The sequence below is a fragment of the Bradyrhizobium canariense genome (genome assembly GCF_019402665.1).
Classification (GTDB): Bacteria; Pseudomonadota; Alphaproteobacteria; order Rhizobiales; family Xanthobacteraceae; genus Bradyrhizobium; species Bradyrhizobium canariense.
Genome location: NZ_VSST01000005.1, coordinates 13,438 through 33,186, shown reverse-complemented (window position 1 = coordinate 33,186; position 19,749 = coordinate 13,438). Strand labels below are relative to the sequence as shown.

Annotated in this window: 20 protein-coding genes and 1 riboswitch; of the genes, 5 read left to right on the top strand and 15 right to left on the bottom strand. The window is 64.7% G+C overall.

Annotation, left to right across the window (positions count from 1 at the left end):
- Positions 1 to 76 precede the first annotated feature (76 nt).
- Both FXB41_RS01985 and FXB41_RS01980 read left to right on the top strand, forming a co-directional pair.
- On the top strand, positions 77 to 478 hold the full coding sequence (locus FXB41_RS01985) for an SRPBCC family protein (protein WP_219679073.1): 402 nt from the start codon (positions 77 to 79) through the stop codon (positions 476 to 478).
- A 100-nt stretch (positions 479 to 578) separates the two neighbouring features.
- Complete coding sequence (locus FXB41_RS01980; RefSeq protein ID WP_219679071.1) at positions 579 to 1,061, top strand: hypothetical protein; 483 nt, start codon at positions 579 to 581, stop codon at positions 1,059 to 1,061.
- Here the strand turns inward: FXB41_RS01980 and FXB41_RS01975 are convergent.
- The 4 genes from FXB41_RS01975 to FXB41_RS01960 all read right to left on the bottom strand — a co-directional run bounded on the left by FXB41_RS01975 (position 1,058) and on the right by FXB41_RS01960 (position 5,725).
- Positions 1,058 to 2,503, bottom strand: a complete 1,446-nt coding sequence (locus tag FXB41_RS01975; protein WP_219679069.1) for an MATE family efflux transporter — start codon at positions 2,501 to 2,503, stop codon at positions 1,058 to 1,060. The genes FXB41_RS01980 and FXB41_RS01975 overlap by 4 nt on opposite strands.
- 321 nt (positions 2,504 to 2,824) lie before the next feature.
- Positions 2,825 to 3,877 (bottom strand): hypothetical protein, encoded by a 1,053-nt coding sequence (locus FXB41_RS01970; protein ID WP_007597854.1) that lies wholly within the window; start codon positions 3,875 to 3,877, stop codon positions 2,825 to 2,827.
- A gap of 123 nt (positions 3,878 to 4,000) precedes the next feature.
- The gene (locus FXB41_RS01965) at positions 4,001 to 4,411 is read right to left on the bottom strand and encodes a PAS domain-containing protein (protein ID WP_219679067.1); all 411 of its coding nucleotides are present in this window, start codon (positions 4,409 to 4,411) and stop codon (positions 4,001 to 4,003) included.
- Positions 4,412 to 4,588: 177 nt separating this feature from the next.
- Positions 4,589 to 5,725, bottom strand: a complete 1,137-nt coding sequence (locus tag FXB41_RS01960) for a 2'-deoxycytidine 5'-triphosphate deaminase (protein WP_376707474.1) — start codon at positions 5,723 to 5,725, stop codon at positions 4,589 to 4,591.
- Between the two features lie 80 nt (positions 5,726 to 5,805).
- Positions 5,806 to 5,885, top strand: a riboswitch (SAM riboswitch).
- 70 nt (positions 5,886 to 5,955) lie between these two features.
- On the opposite strand from FXB41_RS01960, the gene FXB41_RS01955 reads away from it, so the two are divergent.
- Positions 5,956 to 7,152 (top strand): O-succinylhomoserine sulfhydrylase, encoded by a 1,197-nt coding sequence (locus FXB41_RS01955; protein WP_219679065.1) that lies wholly within the window; start codon positions 5,956 to 5,958, stop codon positions 7,150 to 7,152.
- Between the two features lie 122 nt (positions 7,153 to 7,274).
- On the opposite strand, the gene FXB41_RS01950 is transcribed toward FXB41_RS01955, so the two are convergent.
- From FXB41_RS01950 to FXB41_RS01940, 3 genes are read right to left on the bottom strand one after another with little or no spacing between them, the layout of a single operon-like run.
- Positions 7,275 to 8,267 (bottom strand): SGNH/GDSL hydrolase family protein, encoded by a 993-nt coding sequence (locus FXB41_RS01950; protein ID WP_219679062.1) that lies wholly within the window; start codon positions 8,265 to 8,267, stop codon positions 7,275 to 7,277.
- Between the two features lie 12 nt (positions 8,268 to 8,279).
- Positions 8,280 to 9,059: an SGNH/GDSL hydrolase family protein gene (locus FXB41_RS01945; protein WP_007597862.1), complete on the bottom strand. Its 780-nt coding sequence runs from the start codon at positions 9,057 to 9,059 to the stop codon at positions 8,280 to 8,282.
- Entirely contained in the window at positions 9,059 to 10,324 is a 1,266-nt protein-coding gene (locus FXB41_RS01940; RefSeq protein ID WP_007597863.1) for an OpgC domain-containing protein, read from the bottom strand. Before FXB41_RS01940 ends, FXB41_RS01945 begins: the two co-directional genes overlap by 1 nt.
- Positions 10,325 to 10,517: 193 nt before the next feature.
- Between FXB41_RS01940 and apaG the strand changes: the two genes are divergently transcribed.
- Positions 10,518 to 10,922 carry a Co2+/Mg2+ efflux facilitator ApaG/CorD gene (gene apaG / locus FXB41_RS01935; protein ID WP_088941063.1) on the top strand — a complete coding sequence of 135 codons (405 nt, stop codon included), beginning with the start codon at positions 10,518 to 10,520 and terminating at the stop codon, positions 10,920 to 10,922.
- A 49-nt stretch (positions 10,923 to 10,971) separates the two neighbouring features.
- Here the strand turns inward: apaG and FXB41_RS01930 are convergent, their stop codons facing one another.
- From FXB41_RS01930 to FXB41_RS01920, 3 genes are all read right to left on the bottom strand, one after another.
- Positions 10,972 to 11,991 carry an Hsp33 family molecular chaperone gene (locus FXB41_RS01930; RefSeq protein ID WP_035993783.1) on the bottom strand — a complete coding sequence of 340 codons (1,020 nt, stop codon included), beginning with the start codon at positions 11,989 to 11,991 and terminating at the stop codon, positions 10,972 to 10,974.
- A 241-nt stretch (positions 11,992 to 12,232) separates the two neighbouring features.
- Complete coding sequence (gene argF / locus FXB41_RS01925) at positions 12,233 to 13,180, bottom strand: ornithine carbamoyltransferase (protein ID WP_007597866.1); 948 nt, start codon at positions 13,178 to 13,180, stop codon at positions 12,233 to 12,235.
- Positions 13,180 to 14,382, bottom strand: a complete 1,203-nt coding sequence (locus FXB41_RS01920) for an aspartate aminotransferase family protein (RefSeq protein WP_035995336.1) — start codon at positions 14,380 to 14,382, stop codon at positions 13,180 to 13,182. Before FXB41_RS01920 ends, argF begins: the two co-directional genes overlap by 1 nt.
- A gap of 455 nt (positions 14,383 to 14,837) precedes the next feature.
- Here FXB41_RS01920 and FXB41_RS01915 point away from each other — a divergent pair, with 455 nt between their 5' ends.
- The gene (locus tag FXB41_RS01915; protein ID WP_007597869.1) at positions 14,838 to 15,350 is read left to right on the top strand and encodes a GcrA family cell cycle regulator; all 513 of its coding nucleotides are present in this window, start codon (positions 14,838 to 14,840) and stop codon (positions 15,348 to 15,350) included.
- Between the two features lie 219 nt (positions 15,351 to 15,569).
- On the opposite strand, the gene phoB is transcribed toward FXB41_RS01915, so the two are convergent.
- Genes phoB through pstC form a run of 5 tightly spaced genes read right to left on the bottom strand, consistent with a single transcriptional unit; the run spans position 15,570 to position 19,686 of the window.
- Positions 15,570 to 16,277, bottom strand: a complete 708-nt coding sequence (gene phoB / locus FXB41_RS01910) for a phosphate regulon transcriptional regulator PhoB (protein WP_007597871.1) — start codon at positions 16,275 to 16,277, stop codon at positions 15,570 to 15,572.
- A gap of 23 nt (positions 16,278 to 16,300) precedes the next feature.
- The gene (gene phoU / locus FXB41_RS01905; protein ID WP_007597873.1) at positions 16,301 to 17,017 is read right to left on the bottom strand and encodes a phosphate signaling complex protein PhoU; all 717 of its coding nucleotides are present in this window, start codon (positions 17,015 to 17,017) and stop codon (positions 16,301 to 16,303) included.
- Between the two features lie 11 nt (positions 17,018 to 17,028).
- Complete coding sequence (gene pstB, locus FXB41_RS01900) at positions 17,029 to 17,850, bottom strand: phosphate ABC transporter ATP-binding protein PstB (protein WP_007597875.1); 822 nt, start codon at positions 17,848 to 17,850, stop codon at positions 17,029 to 17,031.
- The gene (gene pstA / locus FXB41_RS01895; RefSeq protein ID WP_007597877.1) at positions 17,847 to 18,692 is read right to left on the bottom strand and encodes a phosphate ABC transporter permease PstA; all 846 of its coding nucleotides are present in this window, start codon (positions 18,690 to 18,692) and stop codon (positions 17,847 to 17,849) included. Before pstA ends, pstB begins: the two co-directional genes overlap by 4 nt.
- A 4-nt stretch (positions 18,693 to 18,696) precedes the next feature.
- Positions 18,697 to 19,686 (bottom strand): phosphate ABC transporter permease subunit PstC, encoded by a 990-nt coding sequence (gene pstC / locus FXB41_RS01890; RefSeq protein ID WP_007615692.1) that lies wholly within the window; start codon positions 19,684 to 19,686, stop codon positions 18,697 to 18,699.
- Between the last annotated feature and the right edge of the window lie 63 nt (positions 19,687 to 19,749).

Here is a 19,749-nt window from a genome sequence, read left to right as displayed (position 1 = left end):
ATTTCTGGATTGCTTCGCTGCGCTCGCAATGACGGCGTGCTTGGCAACCACCGTCGCAAATCAAGGATACTTACCAATGGCCTCCATCCACAACGACATTCCCCTCAACGCCCCGGCGCGCGACGTCTGGGATGCGGTGCGTGATTTCGGCGCGCTGCATCGGCGGCTGGCGCCGGGCTTCGTCACGGCCTGCGCGCTCGACGGCGACGCGCGCGTCGTCACCTTCGCCAATGGATCGGTGGCGCGCGAGGTGCTGGTCGATTGCGACGATGCGCGGCAGCGGCTGGTCTACGCGATCAACAACGAGCGGCTGAAGCATTACAGCGCCTCGGTGCAGGTGATCGCCGAGGGCGAGGCGAGATGCCGCCTGGTCTGGATCATCGACATGCTGCCGAATGAGCTCGCGCCCTATGTGCAGGGACAGACCAAGGACGCTGTCGCCGCCATACACCGAGCGTTTCCAGCGGCGGCTGCGTGATATTTCTCACAGAGCCCCGCCCTTGTCCGCCGTAACCATGGCGGCGTGCGCCCGGTTGGCTCCGCTCTCCCGGCGGCGCCACGCACGCGAGGAACAGGCCATGAGAGGTGCGGACAAGGCGATCTGCCAGGCGGCCGCCGTGCTGCTGATGTTTTCGATTTCGAGCGCGCCGGCAAAGGCGCAATTCCTCGGCGGCGGCGGTGCCGGCGGCGAGGACATGATGACCCAGATGGCGCCGATGCTGGAGATGATGAAGGCCAAGATGGGCAAGCGCCGCTTCGGCATGATGATGCAGACCATGGGCCCAATGATGAGCCGCATGATGGAGAATGGCGGCGGCGGAATTGGCGGCCTCGGCGGCGGCAATCTCGGCGGCGGTTTCGGGGCGCCCAATTACGGCGGCTACGCACCGATGGGCGGAGGCGGATATATGCCGACTGGAATGAGCGGCATGGGCGGCGGCGATATCATGGGCATGCTCGGCGGCGCCGGTGGCGGCGACATGATGGCGATGATTCCGCAACTGATGCGGCTCGCCAATGTCGGCGGCGGTGGCGGCCATCGCCGCCACAGGCATCGCTAATCCGCAGCGGCCGACAGAGCCGGCCTGATCGCAGGTTTGGTTTGGCGCGGTCCCCAGCGCGTCAGCACCACGCTGGAGGACGAGAGCAGGCCGAGCACGACCATCGAGCTCGCCGCCAGCCAGAAGAAGCTTTGCGCGGTGGCATCGTGCGTCGACAGCCACCAGCCGACCGCCGAGATGTAGATCAGCCGCGCGGTCTGCGCTAGCACCGGGCCGATTACCTTGGCAGCGCCCTGCGACGAGAAATACATCGTCGAGGCAAGGCCGATGAAGGCGTAGAACGGCGCCACCGTCGACAAATATTGATGGCTGGTGGCGCGCACGGTCGCGCTGTCGGTGAAGATGTTGACCCAGAGATCGGGGAACATCGCGACCAGGCAAGCCGGTGCACCGACGGCGACGAAGGCGCTCGCGGCCGCGATCCAGGCGATGCGCCGCGCGCGGGCGATGCGACCGGCGCCGACCGCCATGCCGATCATCGGCACCGAGGCGATGCCGAACGAGAACGCGATCGAGGTCAGCAGGAATTCCAGCCGCGCACCGATGCCGTAGCCGGCGAGGATCGCGGTGCCGAATTTCGCAAGCATGTGGGTGAAGATCGAGATCGTCAGCACCGATTGCAGCGGCGAGAAGCAGGCGATGGCGCCGACCTTCAGGATGTCGAAAAACATCGCCCATTGGATCCGAAGTCCGCGCAGTTTCGGCGTCACGCGGGCGCGGCCGGAGAACAGGTAGCAGCCCATCACGCCGATGTTCATGCAATAGGCAATCAGCGCGCCGGCGGCGACGCCGCGCATGCCGAATTGCGGCACCGGACCGAGCCCGAGGCCGAGCGTGCCGCCAAGCACGATCTGCCAGGCCGCAGAATTGAGGATCAACAGCGACGGCAGCTTCATGTTGCCGGTGCCGCGGAGGACCCCGGCCATGGTGTTGAGTAGCCAGGGCAGCACGGCGCCGCCGAAAAACACCTGGGTGTAGGCGATCGCATGCGTCAGCACGTCGCCGCGGCCACCGAGCATTTCCAGAACGCGCGGTCCGAAGATCAGCATGCCCAGCATGAAGACGAGGCCGAAGCTGATTCCGATCAGCAGCGCGTGCGCGGCGAGCGTCTCGGCACGCTCGCGATCACCGGCGCCGAGCGCGCGCGCGATGGCGGAGGCCACCGCGCCGCCCATCGCACCGCCCGACATGGTCATGGTCAGGATCACTGTCGGAAACACCAGCGCCATCGCGGCCAGCGCTTCCACACCAAGACGTCCGATATAGGAGGTCTCCGCAATCACCGTGCAAGTGCCGGCGGAGAGCGCGACGACGTTGGGCCAGGCCAGTCCGAGCAGCGTGCGCAGGATCGGCCCGTCCATCAGCGCGCTCCTCACAGGGCGCGGGGGCGGCGGCAGCGGACGCTCTTGTTCATCGACCGGGATTTCGGCGATGTCTGACATGTCCTCTCCGGGCGAAAGCGCCATTTGCGGCGCGGCAATGCTTGGGTGTACCAATGAATTGGTTCGCGCGCAGGGCGCAACGACAGGCTTGTTAGCACGATGCGCAGCGATTCCTCCTGCGCTAGGTGCAGGCGTGCCCTGCGGCAGCGCATTTCAGCCCGTGGAATTGCGGCTCTCAGTCTCCGTGGGGCCATCCTTCGAGACGCCCGCGTCGCGGGCTCCTCAGGATGAGGTCTTGTTTCGCGGTAACATGTCGGACCCTCATGGTGAGGAGCCCGCGAAGCTGGCGTCTCGAACCACGAGGCCAACGCCCGCGCGGCATTACCCAATCGTCCAGAGCAATGGCGGACGGCCGCGCGATGTCGGGGACAGGTGCACTCCGATGTGCCGCCCGCATCCGGCCGCGAGCCCTTCGAACAACCCCGCCAGCACCTTGGTGCAGGCAGGGTGGTCATCGGCGACGCCGTCCATCAACTTCCAGCTCTGCTGACGGATTTCGAACATGCCTTCGGATTGCGTCGTCTCAGCCACATCGTCCTGCGCGACCAACAGCGCGTTGAGGAACGTCGCGAATTCGCTCGCACCGCCGCGGCCCATCGACAGCGCCGCAGCGACCTCATCGAAATATTGCATCCCGATCAGCTTGCCCGTGAGGTGCAGGAGATAGCCGGCATCCTCCGGACCGAACAGCTGCACCATCACGGGCGCGGCGGTGCGCACATATTCCATCGCATAGTTGCGATAGGCTTTTTCCAGTCGCGGTCTGGGCCAGCTTGCGACTGGCAACGCCGGAGCGGCGGCGGCATCGAACGGCGGCGCTTCGAGATGCCGCGCGAACACGAGGCGCTGGTCGAGTTCGAGGGGCTGGTCATATTGATAATAGTAGCCTTCGAGCCCATCCTGGCCGTCGACGCTCTGCTTGGTGCAGACGAACCCTAATCTGGTATCGCCGAGCGCCACACCGTTGTTGGCGTGCCAGCCGCGCAGCATCGCGCGCGAGACTTCGCCCGGCACGCCGCAGATGGCGGTGCCCTTCCAGATCCAGCGCGGCGGCGGATAGCGGATCCAGGCTTTGCGATCACTCTCATACATGTATTCGACGTGCACGCCGCCGATCCAGTTGGAGAGGTAGTGATATTGCGCGGCCGCCACGGCGGGCGGCAGATGGGTCAACCCGAGCTTCTCCAGCCCCGGCAGAAAGCGCTCCTGCTGCTGGCGGCGGAACACGCGAAAGACGAACTCCGCAGCATCCGCCGTGCCGCGACGCGTGACCACGGTGAGGATCAGACCGGTGAAATAGGCGTGATTGAGATCGGCAACCGCGCGCCAGCGTTTCCATTGAGCTTCCTGCGCGGGGTCAGATGCGGCGGTCATGTTCGCTCCCGATCGTTGTTTTGATCGAGTGTGTCACTGCATCCGGTGACGGACAAGCTGAGCCGCATGCAGGGCGCCCTGCACGCCGGCTCGCCAATTCCGCATCACGAATTTTGCGCAGGCTTAGATTTGCGCGGCTTTGGCGGCACGCTCGCGTTCGACGCGCTCGGTGACGTCGCGGGCCATCGCCACCGACCCCTGCACCACGCCAGCGGCATCCCGCACCAGCGCAAAGGTCATCTCGATGTAGAGCTTGCGTCCCTCCTTGTGCAGCGCGCGGGTCAGTGTCGGTTTGCCCGCAAGCTTCATCGCGCCGCTGGCAAGCGCGGCCTCGAAGCCTTTCCAGTGCGCGGCACGCAGATGTTCGGGAATGATGAGGTCGAGATTCTGACCCAGCGCTTCGTCCGCGGAGAATCCGAACAGTGCGGACGATGCGCGATTCCACCGCATGATCGTGCCGGAGCGATCCGAATAGATCAGCGCGTCTGCGACGTCGTCGAGGATTTTTGCGTCGAGTTCGGATTGATCTGTCATTTCGCCACCTCGGACGTAGCCCGGATTCGCTTCTTATCCTGACACAGATTCGGTGTCATCGCCCGACTTGATCGGGCGATCCAGTATTCCAGAGGCGGATGTGATCGAACCGATAGGCTGCGGCGTACTGGATGCCCCGGTCAAGCCGGGGCATGACAGCGGAAGGTGAGCCTATCCCTACACCCGGAAATGCTTGCTCAGCTTCAGCCCCTGGGCCTGGTAATTTGAGCCGATGCGCTGGCCGTACATGGCGTCGGGGCGCGCCAGCATCTTTTCATAGACGAGGCGGCCGACGATCTGGCCGTGCTCGAGGATGAACGGCACCTCGCGCGAGCGCACTTCGAGCACGGCGCGCGACCCCAACCCGCCGGCGCCGGCATAGCCGAAGCCGGGATCGAAGAATCCGGCATAATGCACGCGGAACTCGCCGACCAGCGGATCGAACGGCACCATCTCCGCGGCGTAATCGGGCGGCACCTGCACCGCCTCTTTCGACGCCAGGATATAGAACTCGCCGGGATCGAGGATCAGGCTGCCGTCGGGACGGGCCGAGATCGGCTCCCAGAACTCCTCGACGGAATAGCCGGCGCGGCGATCGACGTCGATCACGCCGGTGTGGCGCTTGGCGCGGTAGCCGACGAAGCCGCCGCTCTTCTCGCCGGAGAGATCTACGGAGACGGCGACGCCGCCGGTGAGATCGGCATCGTCGATATCGACGAGACGTTCGGTCGCGTGCAGCGCCTCGAGGTCGTCGATGTTGAGGATGGCATCGCCGGTGCGGAAGCGTACCTGGCTCAGGCGCGAGCCCTCGCTGACCAGCACCGGGAACGTCTTGGGGCTGATCTCGGCATAGAGCGGGCCGTGATAGCCGGCACCGATCATGTCGAAGCGGCGGGTGCCGTCGGCGATCACGCGGGTGAAGACGTCGAGCCGACCGGTCGAGCTCTTCGGGTTGGCGGCCGCGACGATCTCCGGCGGCAGCGCGAGGCTTTCGAGCAGCGGCACGATGTAGACGCAGTTGGTCTCCAGCACCGCGCCGTCGGCGAGGCTGAACTCGTGCAGCTTCAATTCGTCGATGCGCTCGGCAACGGTGGCGCCGGGACCAGGCAGGAAGCTGGCACGAACGCGATAGGCGATGTCGCCAAGACGCAAATCGAGGCTCGCCGGCTGGATCTGGCTTTCGACGAAGTCGTAAGCGGGCAGGATGAGACCGCCCTCCGCCATCGCCGCGATCATGCGGTCGGGCAGGATACCATTGGCGTCGGCGGCGACCGTGAACGTCAACCGGGGGTCCTCATCAGGGATCAAACACATCCCGACATGCGGGAAATATGAGCGTTTTACGGCTATCCGATGGACGTCTTGACGGAAAGGGCATTGCGGAATATGAGCATGACTTATCCCGTGGTGATTTGAGCCGGCCGGCTTGCAGCCACGTTAAATAAGTCGCTAAACAGGCCGGGGACCTCTGTGATCCCGGCCCGTGGAAATATTCCAGGCCGGTTTTTTTGTGGCCATTTTCGATGGTCACTTCAGGAGGTCCTATGTCGAAGTCCCCGCCGCCAACCGCGCAATACCGTCCCGAAACTCGCCTGGTTCATTCCGGCACCCTGCGCTCGCAATATGGCGAGACCTCGGAGTCGCTGTTCCTGACCCAGGGCTACGTCTACAACAGCGCCGAGGAGTGCGAGGCGCGGTTCAAGGGCGAGGACCCCGGCTTCATCTATTCACGCTACTCCAATCCGACCATCGCGATGTTCGAGCGCCGCATGATCGAGCTCGAAGGCGCCGAAGCGGCACGTTCCGCCGCGACCGGCATGGCCGCGGTGACGACGGCGATCCTGGCGCCGCTGAAGGCCGGCGATCACGTCGTGGCCTCGCGCGCGCTGTTCGGTTCGTGTCTCTACGTCGTGCAGGATTTGCTGCCGCGCTACGGCATCGAGACCACGCTGGTCGACGGCCTCGATCTTGACCAGTGGCAGCGCGCCATGAAGCCGAACACCAAGACGTTTTTCCTGGAGAGCCCGACCAATCCGACGCTCGACGTGCTCGACATTCCCGGCATTGCCGAGATCGCGCACAGCGGCGGCGCGCGGCTCGTCGTCGACAACGTGTTCGCCACGCCGATCTGGCAGAGCCCGCTCGCGCTCGGCGCCGACGTCGTGGTCTATTCCGCGACCAAGCACATCGACGGCCAGGGCCGCTGTCTCGGCGGCATCATCCTGTCCTCGGAGGCGTTCATCGCCGAGCACATCCACAATTTCATGCGCCAGACCGGCCCGTCGATCTCGCCGTTCAACGCCTGGGTGCTGCTCAAGGGCCTGGAGACGCTCGCCGTGCGCGTGCGCGCTCAGACCGAGACGGCCGCGCGCATCGCGGACGTGCTGGCGAGCCATCCGAAGATTTCGCGGCTGGTGTTTCCCGGCCGCGCCGATCATCCGCAGGCGGCATTGGTGAAGAAGCAGATGCGCGGCGGCTCGACGCTGGTCGGCCTCGAGGTCAAGGGCGGCAAGCAGGCGGCGTTCCGCGTGCTCAACGAGCTCAAGCTTGCCAAGATCTCGAACAATCTCGGCGACGCCAAGAGCCTCGTCACGCACCCCGCCACCACGACGCATCAGCGCCTCAAGCCGGAGGACCGCGCCGCGCTCGGCATCAGCGAGGGATTCATCCGCTTCTCGGCGGGGCTGGAGCACGCGGATGATCTAATCGAGGATCTGACCGCGGCGCTGGAGAAGGCGTAGCCACACACTCGGAATCGTAGGGTGGGCAAAGCGAAGCGTGCCCACCCTTCACGATCGCGGTGCCGATAGATGGTGGGCACGGCGCGCGAAGAGCGCGCCTTTGCCCACCCTACGGCACCAAGCTACATCGGCCGGTACGTCCGCACGTCCGCGGGCACGTTCACGCCGAGCTTGATCTGGCCGACGGAGCGGATGATGTCGTCGCCGAGGAGCTGGGCGAAGCAGGCGTAGCCCCAATCGTTCATGTGCAGGCCGTCGGCGATCACAAAGCTCTCGACCGGAAGCGACTGCTTCTCGTGCCAGTCGCGCATCACCTCGAAGCGCGGGAAGATGCCGACGTGACGGAGCTCAGCGACCTTGCCGAGCAGCTTCACCATCTTGCCGGCGCTCTCGGCGCGCTGGTTGACGGCTGGCGAATACTGCGGATCGACCAGCACGACGTCGGTGCCGCCGGCAGCCTGGATGCGGCTGATGCCGTCCTCGACGAGCTTGGCGGTATCGCCGGGATCGAGATTGCGCAGCACCGCATTGGTGCCGACCTGCCAGATCACCAGATCCGGATGCACGTCGATCACCTCCTTCTGAAGGCGCTTCATCATCTCGGGCGCGTCCTCGCCGCCGACGCCGGCATTGACGACGGTGATGTCGGCTGTCGGATAGTGCCGGTGCAGCTGCGCGGCAAGACGATTGGGATAGTTGAACTCCGGCGAGCTCGCACCGAATCCCGCGGTCGAGGACGAGCCGAATGCGACGATGACAACGGGCTGGCCGGCGACGAGCTTGCCCGCGACATGCGGCAGCGAGCCCATCGCCTTAGCGCCGCCCTTCGGCGACAGGCAGGGCACGCGGCTGAAGACGTCGCCGGCGGATTTCGCGACCTGCTTCACCTTGTCGATGGCGCGCGCCGTGATGCCGCGCTGGTCGGGGGACGTCGCTGCGACGGTCGTCTGGGACGGTGAAGCGGGAGCCGGATTAGCCGACTGCTGCGGGGCCGGCGTTGCCTGCGCGCCCTGCGTCTGCGCGTGCGATTGCGAGGCCGGACTCAGCAACAGCAGCACCGCTGCTGCAGGCGCAGCCAGCCATGCCGTCAGGCAAAAAGGGCGGAGAGAACTCATTAACGCTAGACCTCAATTTTGCTGCTGGGCCGGCTCCAGATGCGCAGCGTCGATCACGAACTGTGCCAACGCCCGGCCAAGGCAATCATGGACCTGCTTCGCCAGCTCAGGCCCGCGCGACGGGCTGAACAGGTCGAACTGCCCCTGGTCATTCCACTGCCGCATGATCGCGAAACGATCGAACAGCGGAATATCGTGCTCCTGCGCCACCACCCGCATATTGTCGAGGTATGGCGGCACCGAGATCATGGTTTCGGTACGCGGACTGTACTGCAAGTTCATCAAGACGACGTCAGCCCCTGCCTTTTGCAGCGCAACAACCCCTCCGGTCACTGCGCCGCGAAAATCATCGGGATCGATGGCTCGGATAGCATCGACAGTCCCGGTCTGCCAGATAACCAAAGTAGGTGCTTTTGCTTCCATCAGCTTAACGAAACTGGCGGCCGCCTCCTCGGCCGTTTTCTTGCTCTGTATTTCTACGGAGACGTGGACTATCTCGGACGGCGACAGCTTGTCCTTCAGAATGGCCTGCATCCGCGCCGGATAAGAGGCGTCCTCGGAAGCCGGAATTGTGGTCGAGCGACTGCCGATGACCAGGATTTCGAGCGGCTTGCCGGCCTTCACGGCATCGGCGACCTTGGGAAGCTGGCTTTCGCTGGTGAGCAGATAGGACGGCACTTCACAGGCTGCGGGCGCGGCTGAAGCAGCCGGCGCAGCATCGTCCGCGCGCGCCGGAGGCGCGGCGAGACCACCGCACAGCAGGATCAGGCTCAGGAAAACCTTCGCCTTCATCAGCCCCCTCCCGCCATATCGGCGCTGCCGACGGCGCTTTTGGTTTTCGAACCGCTCTTGTCAGCCACCCGCTTGTACCACGAAATCAGCCAGGCCATGGCCCACATGATCAGAATTCCGGAGAGACTAATTAGCGCATGCATGACCGGGCCGCCCGAGACCTCGGCCAGGATGAAATGGCCGGCAAAGGCGAGGAAGACGCCGAGACAGAATATCTCCAGGGAATGCGAGCCGCACAGGATCAGCGGCCGCAGCCATGGCGATTTCAGGCCCGGCCAGTCCCGCGGCAGGACGCGTACGGTGAGCGCGGCCAGCGCCAGGAAATGCGTGAAGCGCAGCACGTCCAGGTCGGCCTTGTCGATCGGATACATCCACTGCTCGAGCCGCTTCGGCATGAAATGGGAGAGCTGCGGCACATACCAGGTCAGCGTCACGTAGAATGCCGCGACCAGATAGGCGATCGCGATCCACATCGTCACCCGCGAAGCCAGAATGCGCGACATGCGTCGCGCACCCCCGAGCGCGCACCATGCCCCGAACACGAACAGCAATTGCCAGGCGAAGGGATTGAAGGCCCAGAAGCCGTTCGGATAGGCGGACAGATAGAGGTCGTATTCCCAGGTCACCGCGTAGAGCGCGACCGAGAGGCCGAGCGTCACGTCGGGGCGCCATTTCATCAGCCACAGGATCAAGGGCAGCGCCAGCATCAGCACGATATAGAGCGGCAGCACGTCCATGTTGACCGGACGGAAGCGCAGCAGCAGCGCCTGCACGATCGTCACGTCGGGCTGCTTGAGGAAATCCATGATGCCCATCTCTTCGGTGTAGAGCGGGTTCTCGAACCTGGTCGCGACGTAGGAGATTTCGGCAAGGAAGATCGTGAACAGGAAGACGTGGGCGACATAGATCTGCCAGACGCGCCGCAGGATGCGCGCGGTGGCGACGACAATGCCGGACTCCAGCATCGCCCGACCGTACACGAAGGCGGCGGTATAGCCGGAGATGAAGATGAAGATCTCGGTGGCGTCGCTGAAGCCGTAATTGCGGATCGTGAACCAGGTCAGAAGGCTCGGCGGCAAATGGTCGATGAAGATCAGCCACAGCGCAAGGCCGCGGAACAGGTCGAGCCGGAGCTCGCGCTCCCCGATGGCGGGCAGCGAAATGGCCGGCGCGGCCGCGCGCCGCTTTGCCCCCGCGGACTTGACCTCCACAGGTTTAGCGGTTCCCGCGATCGTCGATCCCGTCACTTGGTCGGCAATAGTCATCGGGGGCCTAAAAACCCTTCCGCAAATCGCGACGTGGCAAGGAGTGTACCGGTCCGGCCGTCATCTCGCAAAGCCACCGGATCACATGCAAGTACGTTTGGACCTACACTTGGACGTGTACTTCCCTGCGAATTCAGGCGGGACGATGTCGCCAAGGCCGCCTCCGGCGTTTGGTTCCCGGGCGGTTTTCGGTATGATGGCAATCATGTACCGCGCCGTGACCCGCCAGATCGAAGTGACCGTCGAGCCGAACTTTGTTCCGGAGCAGTCGTCGGCCGACCGCTCCCGTTATTTCTGGGCCTACACCATCGTCATCACCAATTCCGGCGATGAGACCGTGCAGCTCAAGACGCGGCACTGGATCATCACCGATGCCACCGGCCGGCAGCAGGAGGTGAAAGGCGAGGGCGTCGTCGGCGAGCAGCCGACGCTCGCGCCCGGCGAACGCTTCGAATACACCTCCGGCGTGCCGCTCACGACCGCCTCGGGCTTCATGACCGGCCGCTACCAGATGGTCAGCGCAAGCGGCGAACGCTTCGAGATCGACGTGCCGACGTTCTCGCTGGACAGCCCGGATAACAAGCGGGTGTTGAACTAGCGCTGGAAATGGTGGGCACGCTTCGCTTTGCCCACCCTACGGCACCGCGCTACGCGTCCTCGACGCCCGCCTCATCCGGTGTGAACTCGTACACCGAGCTGCAGAACTCGCAGGTCACGACGACCTTGTCGTCCTTGACCATTGCGGCACGGTCGTCGGACGAAAAGCTCTTCAGCATCGATGCGACCGCATCGCGCGAGCAGGAGCATTGCGCCTTCAAGGGCAGCGGATTGAACACGCGCACGCCGCGTTCGTGGAAGAGACGGTAGAGCAACCGCTCGCCGGACAGCTCGGGATCGATCAGCTCGACGTCTTCGACGGTTTCGATCAGCGAGCGCGCCTCGACCCAGGCATCGTCTTCAGCGACGGCATGGACCTCGACGCCCTCGGGCGCATCGCCGGGATGCAGATCGGCCTGCCGCGCGCGCTCGGGCGCCTTCGGCAGGAACTGCATCAGCATGCCGCCGGCACGCCAGCGATGCTTGCCGCCGTCGTTCGAACGCCACTCCTCGCCCACGGCGAGACGCACGCGTGTCGGGATCTGCTCGGAGCGCAGGAAATATTCGTGAGCGGCGTCTTCGAGGCTGCCGCCGTCGAGCGCGACCAGGCCCTGGTAGCGGCTCATGTCGGGGCCCTGGTCGATGGTCATGGCCAGATGACCGTGGCCCAGCAGCGCGCCGGAAGTCTTGCCGGAATCCTGGACTTCGCCGAGGCGCGCGGCATCATAACGCGCATAGGCGCGCAGACGATCCGGCGCCTGATAGTCCACGACCAGGAACGACACCGGACCGTCGGTCTGGGCCTGGAGGATGAAGCGGCCTTCGAACTTCAGCGACGAGCCGAGCAGCGTGGTCAGCACGATGGCCTCGCCGAGCAGCTTGCCGACCGGCGCCGGATAATCGTGCTTGGTCAGGATCTCGTCGAGCGCCGGACCAAGCCGCACCAGGCGACCGCGCACGTCGAGCGCGTCGACCTCGTAGGGCAGCACGGCGTCATCGATGGGAACCGCGGATGGCGCGCGAACCGGGCCTTCGGGCCCGGTTTTCATGTCAGGGGATTGGGAAACCATGGCGCTTTATCTGGGGTCGGAAGGCGGAATTGGAAGGGGGGCGGCTGCATCCGGAATGCAGAACGGATCGTACGCAAGCACGGCAAACTCGGTGTCGTCCTCGCGAAGGCCAGGACCCATTACCCCAGGAAGCGGTCGTGGCAGGGGATGGCCATTGCCAATCTTCGCCAAACCACGGCCGGTGGTAATGGGTCCTGGCTTTCGCCAGGACGACGATCCAAAGCTACTTCACCGGCCCGCGTTACTTCACCGCGTCGAAGCACCAGGCCAGAATGCCCTTCTGCGCGTGCAGGCGGTTTTCGGCCTCGTCGAACACGACGGATTGCGGACCGTCGATCACCTCGTCGGTGACCTCCTCGCCGCGATGGGCGGGCAGGCAGTGCATGAACAGCGCATCGGGCTTGGCCAGCGACATCAGCTGGGCATTGACCTGATAGGGCTTGAGCACGTTATGGCGGTGCTCGCCTTCCTTGTCGCCCATCGACACCCAAGTGTCGGTCACGACACAATCGGCGCCCTTCACGGCGGCTTCGGCATCCGTGCCGAGCATGATCGGCGCGCCGGTCGCCTTGATGAAGTCGCGCATCGCTTTTTTCGGCGCGAGCTCCGGAGGCGTCGCGACATTGAGCTGGAACTTGAAGCGCTCGGCGGCGTGCGCCCAGGACGCCAGCACGTTGTTGTCGTCGCCGGTCCAGGCCACCGTCTTGCCCTCGATCGGGCCGCGATGTTCCTCGTAGGTCATCAGGTCGGCCATCACCTGGCAGGGATGCGAGCGCCGCGTCAGGCCGTTGATAACGGGCACGGTGGCGTTCGCCGCAAGCTCCAGCAGCGCATCGTGATTGAGGATGCGGATCATGATGGCGTCGACATAGCGCGACAGCACCCGCGCGGTGTCGGCGATGGTTTCGCCGCGGCCGAGCTGCATCTCGGCGCCGGTGAGCATGATCGGCTCGCCGCCGAGCTGGCGCATGGCGACATCGAAAGACACCCGCGTCCGCGTCGAGGGGCGCTCGAAGATCATCGCCAGCGTCTTGCCTTCGAGCGGCCTGACCGGCTGATGCGCCTTCTGCTTCGCCTTCATCGCGGAGGACGCGGCCAGCATGCGCTTGAGCTCCGACAGCGGCAGCTCGTTGATATCGAGGAAGTGCTTCGGTGTTTTCTTGGGCGTTTTATCGGGCGACGTGCTCATCAGCTTGCCGCCCGCTTGTTGCCGGACAACGCCGTGCAGGCGCGCTCGAGCCGCCCGACGCTGTCCTCGATCTCGGCTTCGGTGACGATCAAAGGCGGCAGGAAACGCACGACATTGTCGCCGGCACCGACGGTGAGCAGCTTTTCTGCGCGCAAGGCGGCAACGAGATCGCCGGAAGGCACCACGGCCTTGATGCCGATCAGGAGGCCCTCGCCGCGCACTTCGCTGACGACATCGCCATGACGGTCGATCACGGAGGCGAGCTTCTGCTTGAGCAGCAGCGACATCCTCTGCACGTGGTCGAAGAAGCCGGGCTTGAGCATGACGTCGAGCACGGCGTTCGCCGCCGCGATCGCGAGCGGATTGCCGCCGAAGGTCGAGCCGTGCGAGCCCGGCGTCATGCCGGACGCCGCTTCCGCGGTCGCAAGGCAAGCGCCGATCGGGAAGCCGCCGCCGAGCGCCTTGGCCAGCGACATCACGTCAGGTTCGACGCCAAGGCGGCGGTATGCGAACAGATCGCCGGTGCGGCCCATGCCGGTCTGCACCTCGTCGAAGGCGAGCAACAGGCCGCGCTCGTCGCAGAGCTGGCGCAACGCCCTCAGGAAGGCGGGCGTTGCCGAACGCACACCGCCCTCGCCCTGGATCGGCTCGATCAGGATGCCGGCGGTCTGCGGACCGATCGCCTTTTTCACTGCCTCGAGATCGCCATGCGCAACCTGGTCGAAGCCCTCCATGGGTGGGCCGAAACCTTCGAGATATTTTGCCGAACCCGTCGCGGCCAGCGTCGCCAGCGTGCGGCCATGGAAGGCGCCTTCGAAGGTAATCATGCGATAGCGGTCTGGATGGCCCTTCGCGGCGTGATAGCGGCGCACGACCTTGATCACGCATTCCAGCGCTTCGGCGCCGGAATTGCAGAAGAACACGAAGTCCGCGAAACTTTCATTGCACAGGCGCGCGGCAAGCTTTTCGCCGTCCGGGCTCTGGAACAGGTTCGACATGTGCCAGAGCTTCGTGGCCTGTTCCTGCAACGCCGCGACCAGCGCCGGATGGGCATGGCCGAGCGCATTCACCGCCACCCCGGAGGTGAAATCGAGATAGCGCTCGCCATTGGTCGCGATCAGCCAGCAGCCTTCGCCACGCTCGAAACCGAGGTCGGACCTGGCGAAAACGGGGAGCAAATGCGGCGCTGCGCTGTTAGTCATGACGGTCACTTGAATGTTGCGGACGGTGTGAGCGTGCATTACGCAACGCACCATCGACCGGCCCGGAAAACGAAACGTGCCGCCTCTTGAGGGCGGCACGTGCGACTATCTTAGGCCTGGTGAAACGGGTGTCAATGCCGCCCGGAAAGCCTCGCGAAACGCTGAATCCGTAGTCTTGCGGTGCCGATTTTGCGGGATTTAGCCACGGAACATGTGGAAGCGAGTCGGCGGACTCTTGCGCGGGAGTCACGCCATATTGTAGCGTTTGGATTGTCAGATACGACATCTCGTGCAGTGGTTCTGATCTTTAAGTCCTTATGTACCGGCGTAAACGTTCGGGCGTTCAAGACGCGCCCGGCGAGCCTTAAGGGATTCTGGCGGCACGGGTTTTTGAAGGCTTAGGCATTCGCTGCGAGGCCCCAGGATGGCTGGCGCGCAGCGAGGGAAAGGGTGCAATGACGGTTTTGACCTGGTCCGATGATCGCGTCGAGCAGCTGAAAAAGCTCTGGGAGGCCGGACTTTCGGCCAGCCAGATCGCGGCGGAGCTCGGCAATGTGACCCGCAATGCCGTGATCGGCAAAGTGCACAGGCTCGGTCTTTCGGGCCGCGCCAAGAGCCCATCATCGGCAGCGCCCCGGCCGCGCAAGGCGCGCCCCGCGCAGCACATGATGCGGGTGAGCCGCCCGATCTCGCGCGGCAACACCGCGCTGGCGCAGGCCTTCGAGGTCGAGGCTGAGCCGGATCCGGTCACCTACGACAACGTGGTGCCGATGAGCCAGCGGCTGTCGCTGCTCGAATTGAACGAGGCGACCTGCCACTGGCCGGTCGGCGATCCCTCGAGCCCGGACTTCTTCTTCTGCGGTGGACGGGCGCTGTCCGGCCTGCCCTATTGCGCCCAGCACTCGCGTGTTGCGTACCAGCCGGCGTCGGATCGGCGCCGCGCACCGGTGAAGCCGGGTCCGCGGTAATCACGGCAAGTCGTCGCGCAAAGACAGTTCAATAATTTCAGTGTCGTCCTGGCGAAAGCCAGGACCCATACTCCGAGCACGCAGTAGTCGTGCGAAAGGGGTAACTCGGAGTCTTCGCCAAACCACTCCCTGTGGTTATGGGTCCCGGATCAGCGCTCGCTTGTCCGGGACGACATCGGAGAATGCAGGGACAGCTCGCCAACAAACAAGCCTGCAACCCTACACCTGCTCCGCCTTCGCAAACCGATCATCCAGCGCGTAGCCGGCGCCGCGGACGGTGCGGATCGGGTCTTGCTCGCGGCCGAGATTGAGCAGCTTGCGCAGGCGGCCGATATGCACGTCGACGGTACGCTCGTCGATATAGATGTCGCGGCCCCAGACGCTGTCGAGCAGTTGCTCGCGCGAGAACACCCGGCCCGGGTGCTCCAGGAAGAACTCCAGCAGGCGATATTCGGTCGGACCGAGATCGATCGGCCGGCCTGAGCGCGCCACGCGGCGCTTGTCGCGGTCGAGCTCGATGTCGCCAAAAGCAAGCACGGTGGCGAGCCGCTCGGGGCTCGCGCGCCGCAGCAGGCCCTTCACGCGCGCCAGCAGCTCCGGCACCGAGAACGGCTTGACGATGTAATCGTCGGCGCCGGTCGCAAGACCCCGCACCCGCTCGCTCTCCTCGCCGCGCGCGGTGAGCATGATGATCGGGAGCTGCTTGGTCTCGGGACGGGTGCGAAGCCGGCGGCACAGTTCGATGCCTGACAGGCCCGGCAGCATCCAGTCGAGCACGATCAGATCGGGGATGTGCTCCTTGAGGCGGGTGTCGGCGTCGTCGCCGCGCATCACCGTCTCGACGTCATAGCCGTCGCCTTCGAGGTTGTAGCGGAGAAGCTCGGTCAGGGCTTCCTCGTCCTCAACCACCATAATGCGTGCGCCCATCGGGTCGTCGCTCCCTTAAGTCTTCAGGTGTTCGGTACCGTGTTGGCGAAGGTCGTCATGTCGCCCTTCGGCCGCTTGTCGGTGATCGCCTGGCCCTCGATCATGTAGAACACGGTCTCGGCGATGTTGGTGGCGTGGTCGCCGATCCGCTCGATGTTCTTGGCGCAGAACATCAGGTGAATACAGAACGAGATGTTGCGCGGATCCTCCATCATGTAGGTGAGGAGCTCGCGGAACAGCGAGGTGCAGATGGCGTCGACTTCCTCGTCGCCCTTCCACACGGCCATCGCCGCCGGCAAATCATGCGCGGCATAGGCGTCCAGCACCGACTTGACCTGCTGCTGCACGAGGTCGGTCATGTGCTCGAGGCCGCGGAACAGCTTGAGCGGATGGAAGTCCGTCTCCAGCGCCGCGACGCGCTTGCCCATGTTCTTGGCGAGGTCGCCGATGCGCTCGAGATCGGTCGCGACGCGCATGGCGCCGACGATCTCGCGCAGATCGACCGCCATCGGCTGGCGGCGGGCGATGGTGAGCACCGCACGCTCCTCGATGCGCTTCTGCAGCGCGTCGAGCTCGGTGTCGATGGCGACGACGCGCTGGCCGAGCGGGACGTCGCGGCGGATCAGCGCGTCGACGGACTCGACGATCATGCGCTCGGCGATGCCGCCCATCTCGGCGACCAGGCGGGTGAGTTCCTGGAGGTCGGTGTCGAAAGCCTTTGCGGTATGTTCGGAAGCCATGTCGCGTCTCCTCAGCCGAACCGGCCGGTGATGTAATCCTGCGTGCGCCGGTCGGTCGGCGACGTGAAGATCTTGCTGGTGTCGTCGAACTCGATCAGCTCGCCGAGATACATGAAGGCGGTCTTGTCGGAGACGCGCGCCGCCTGCTGCATGTTGTGGGTGACGATCGCGATCGTGTAATCCTCGGACAGCTCCTGGATCAGCTCCTCGACCTTGGCGGTCGAGATCGGGTCGAGCGCCGAACAGGGTTCGTCGAACAGGATCACCTCGGGCCGCACCGCGACGGTGCGGGCGATGCAGAGGCGCTGCTGCTGGCCGCCGGAGAGCGACAGGCCGGAGGCGTTGAGCTTGTCCTTGACCTCGTTCCACAGCGCGCCGCCGCGCAGCGCCTTCTCGACGCGGCCGTCCATTTCGGACTTCGAGATCTTCTCATACAGGCGGATGCCGAACGCGATGTTCTCGTAGATCGTCATCGGGAACGGCGTCGGCTTCTGGAACACCATGCCGACGCGGGCGCGCAGCAAATTGAGGTCCAGCTTGCCGTCGAGGATGTTGGTCTGGTCGAGCATCAGCTGACCAGTGGCGCGCTGGCCGGGATAGAGGTCGTACATCCGGTTGAAGATGCGCAGCAGGGTCGACTTGCCGCAGCCCGACGGACCGATGAACGCCGTGACGCGATTGGCGCCCAGCGTCAGGTTGATGTTCTTCAGCGCGTGGTGCTCGCCGTAATAGAAGTTCAGGTTGCGCACGGTCACCTTCGGGGGCGCCTCCGGCAGCACCGGCGCGTGGGGCAGCCCACCGGCCGCGCTCATCGATACGGAAAGATCACTCATTTTGCGGTCCTCTCGGCGCCAAGGATGCGCGCGCCAATATTAAGGGCAAGAACGGTCAGGGTGATGAGCAGCGCCCCGCTCCAGGCCAATTGCTTCCAATAGGCATAGGGGCTCTGCACGAAGTTGTTGATGGTGACAGGCAGGTTCGCCATCGTCTTATTCAGGCCGAGGCTGAAGAACTGGTTCGACAGCGCGGTGAACAGCAGCGGCGCAGTTTCACCGGCGACGCGAGCGGTTGCGAGCAGCACGCCGGTGATGAGGCCGGAGCGCGCGGCGCGATAAGCGATCCGCTTGATCACCAGCGAACGCGGCAGGCCGAGCGCCGAGGCCGCCTCGCGCAGCGCGTTCGGCACCAGCAGCAGCATGTCCTCGGTCGTGCGCAGCACCACCGGGATCACGATGACCGCGAGCGCGAGCGAGCCTGCGATCGCCGAGAAGCCGCGCATCGGCACCACCACCGCGCCGTAGATGAACAGGCCGATGATGATCGAGGGCGCCGAGAGCAGGATGTCGTTGATGAAGCGGATCACCGAGGTCAGCCGGTCATTGCGGCCGTATTCGGCGAGATAGGTGCCGGCGAACATGCCGAGCGGCGCGCCGATGCCGACGCCGATCACGGTCATGATCAGCGAGCCGACGATGGCGTTGAGCAGGCCGCCCTCGTTCGATCCGGGAGGCGGCGTGTTCTCGGTGAACAGCTGGACATTGAGTCCCGCCAGTCCATTGTAGAGCAGCGTGATCAGGATCAGCGCGAGCCAGGTGACGCCGAAGGCCGTTGCGGCGATGCAGAGCCCGCGAACGACGATGTCCTTGCGGCGGCGGCGTGAATAGATCGGATTCATGGCGCTAGTTCCCCGCCTTCTTTTCCAGCCGCATCAGCATCAGCCGCGCCGCTGCAAGCACGAAGAAGGTCAGCACGAACAGCAGGAGACCGAGCAGGATCAGGCCGGACTGGTGCAGGCCGTCGCTCTCGGCGAACTCGGATGCGATCGCCGCCGAGATCGTGGTGCCCGGCGCGAAGATCGACGACGAGATCCGGAACGAGTTGCCGATGATGAAGGTCACCGCCATGGTCTCGCCGAGCGCCCGGCCCAGCGCCAGCATGACGCCGCCGATGACGCCGACGCGGGTGTAGGGGATCACCACGCTGCGGACGACTTCCCAGGTGGTGCAGCCGACGCCGTAGGCGGCTTCCTTCAGCACCGGAGGCACGGTCTTGAACACGTCGACTGAGATCGAGGTGATGAAGGGCAGCACCATGATGGCGAGGATCAGCGCGGCATTGAACAGGCTGAGATAGGACGGGGGACCTGCGAAGATCGCGCCCAGCACGGGCACGCCGTCGAAGATCTTGATCATGAAGGGCTGGAACGTGTTGGCGAGGAACGGACCCAACACGAAGAAGCCCCACATGCCGTAGATGATCGAGGGGATGCCGGCGAGCAGCTCGATCGCCATGCCGATCGGGCGGCGCAGCCATTGCGGGCAGAGCTCGGTGAGGAAGATCGCAATGCCGAGACCCACGGGAATGGCGATCAGCATCGCGATGAAGGAGGTGACGAGCGTGCCGTACATTGGCCCGAGCGCGCCGAGCACCGGCGGATCGGCCGACGGCGCCCAGCGCTGCGTCCACAGGAACGAGACCCCGAATTCCTTCATCGCCGGGAAGGCGCCGACGATCAGCGAAATGATGATGCCGCCGAGGATCAGAAGCACCGAGATCGCGGAGAGCCGCGTGATCCAGTAGAAGGTAACGTCGCCGAGCTTGAACGCGCTCAAGGCCTTGGCGCGATCATACGGTCCGGCGTCGTCGATTACATCGCTCTGAACGGCCATCTCTGCCACGCCGATCCCCTGTACTGAATAGCATACGTTTTTTTGTTGGTCCGTGCCCCGGAT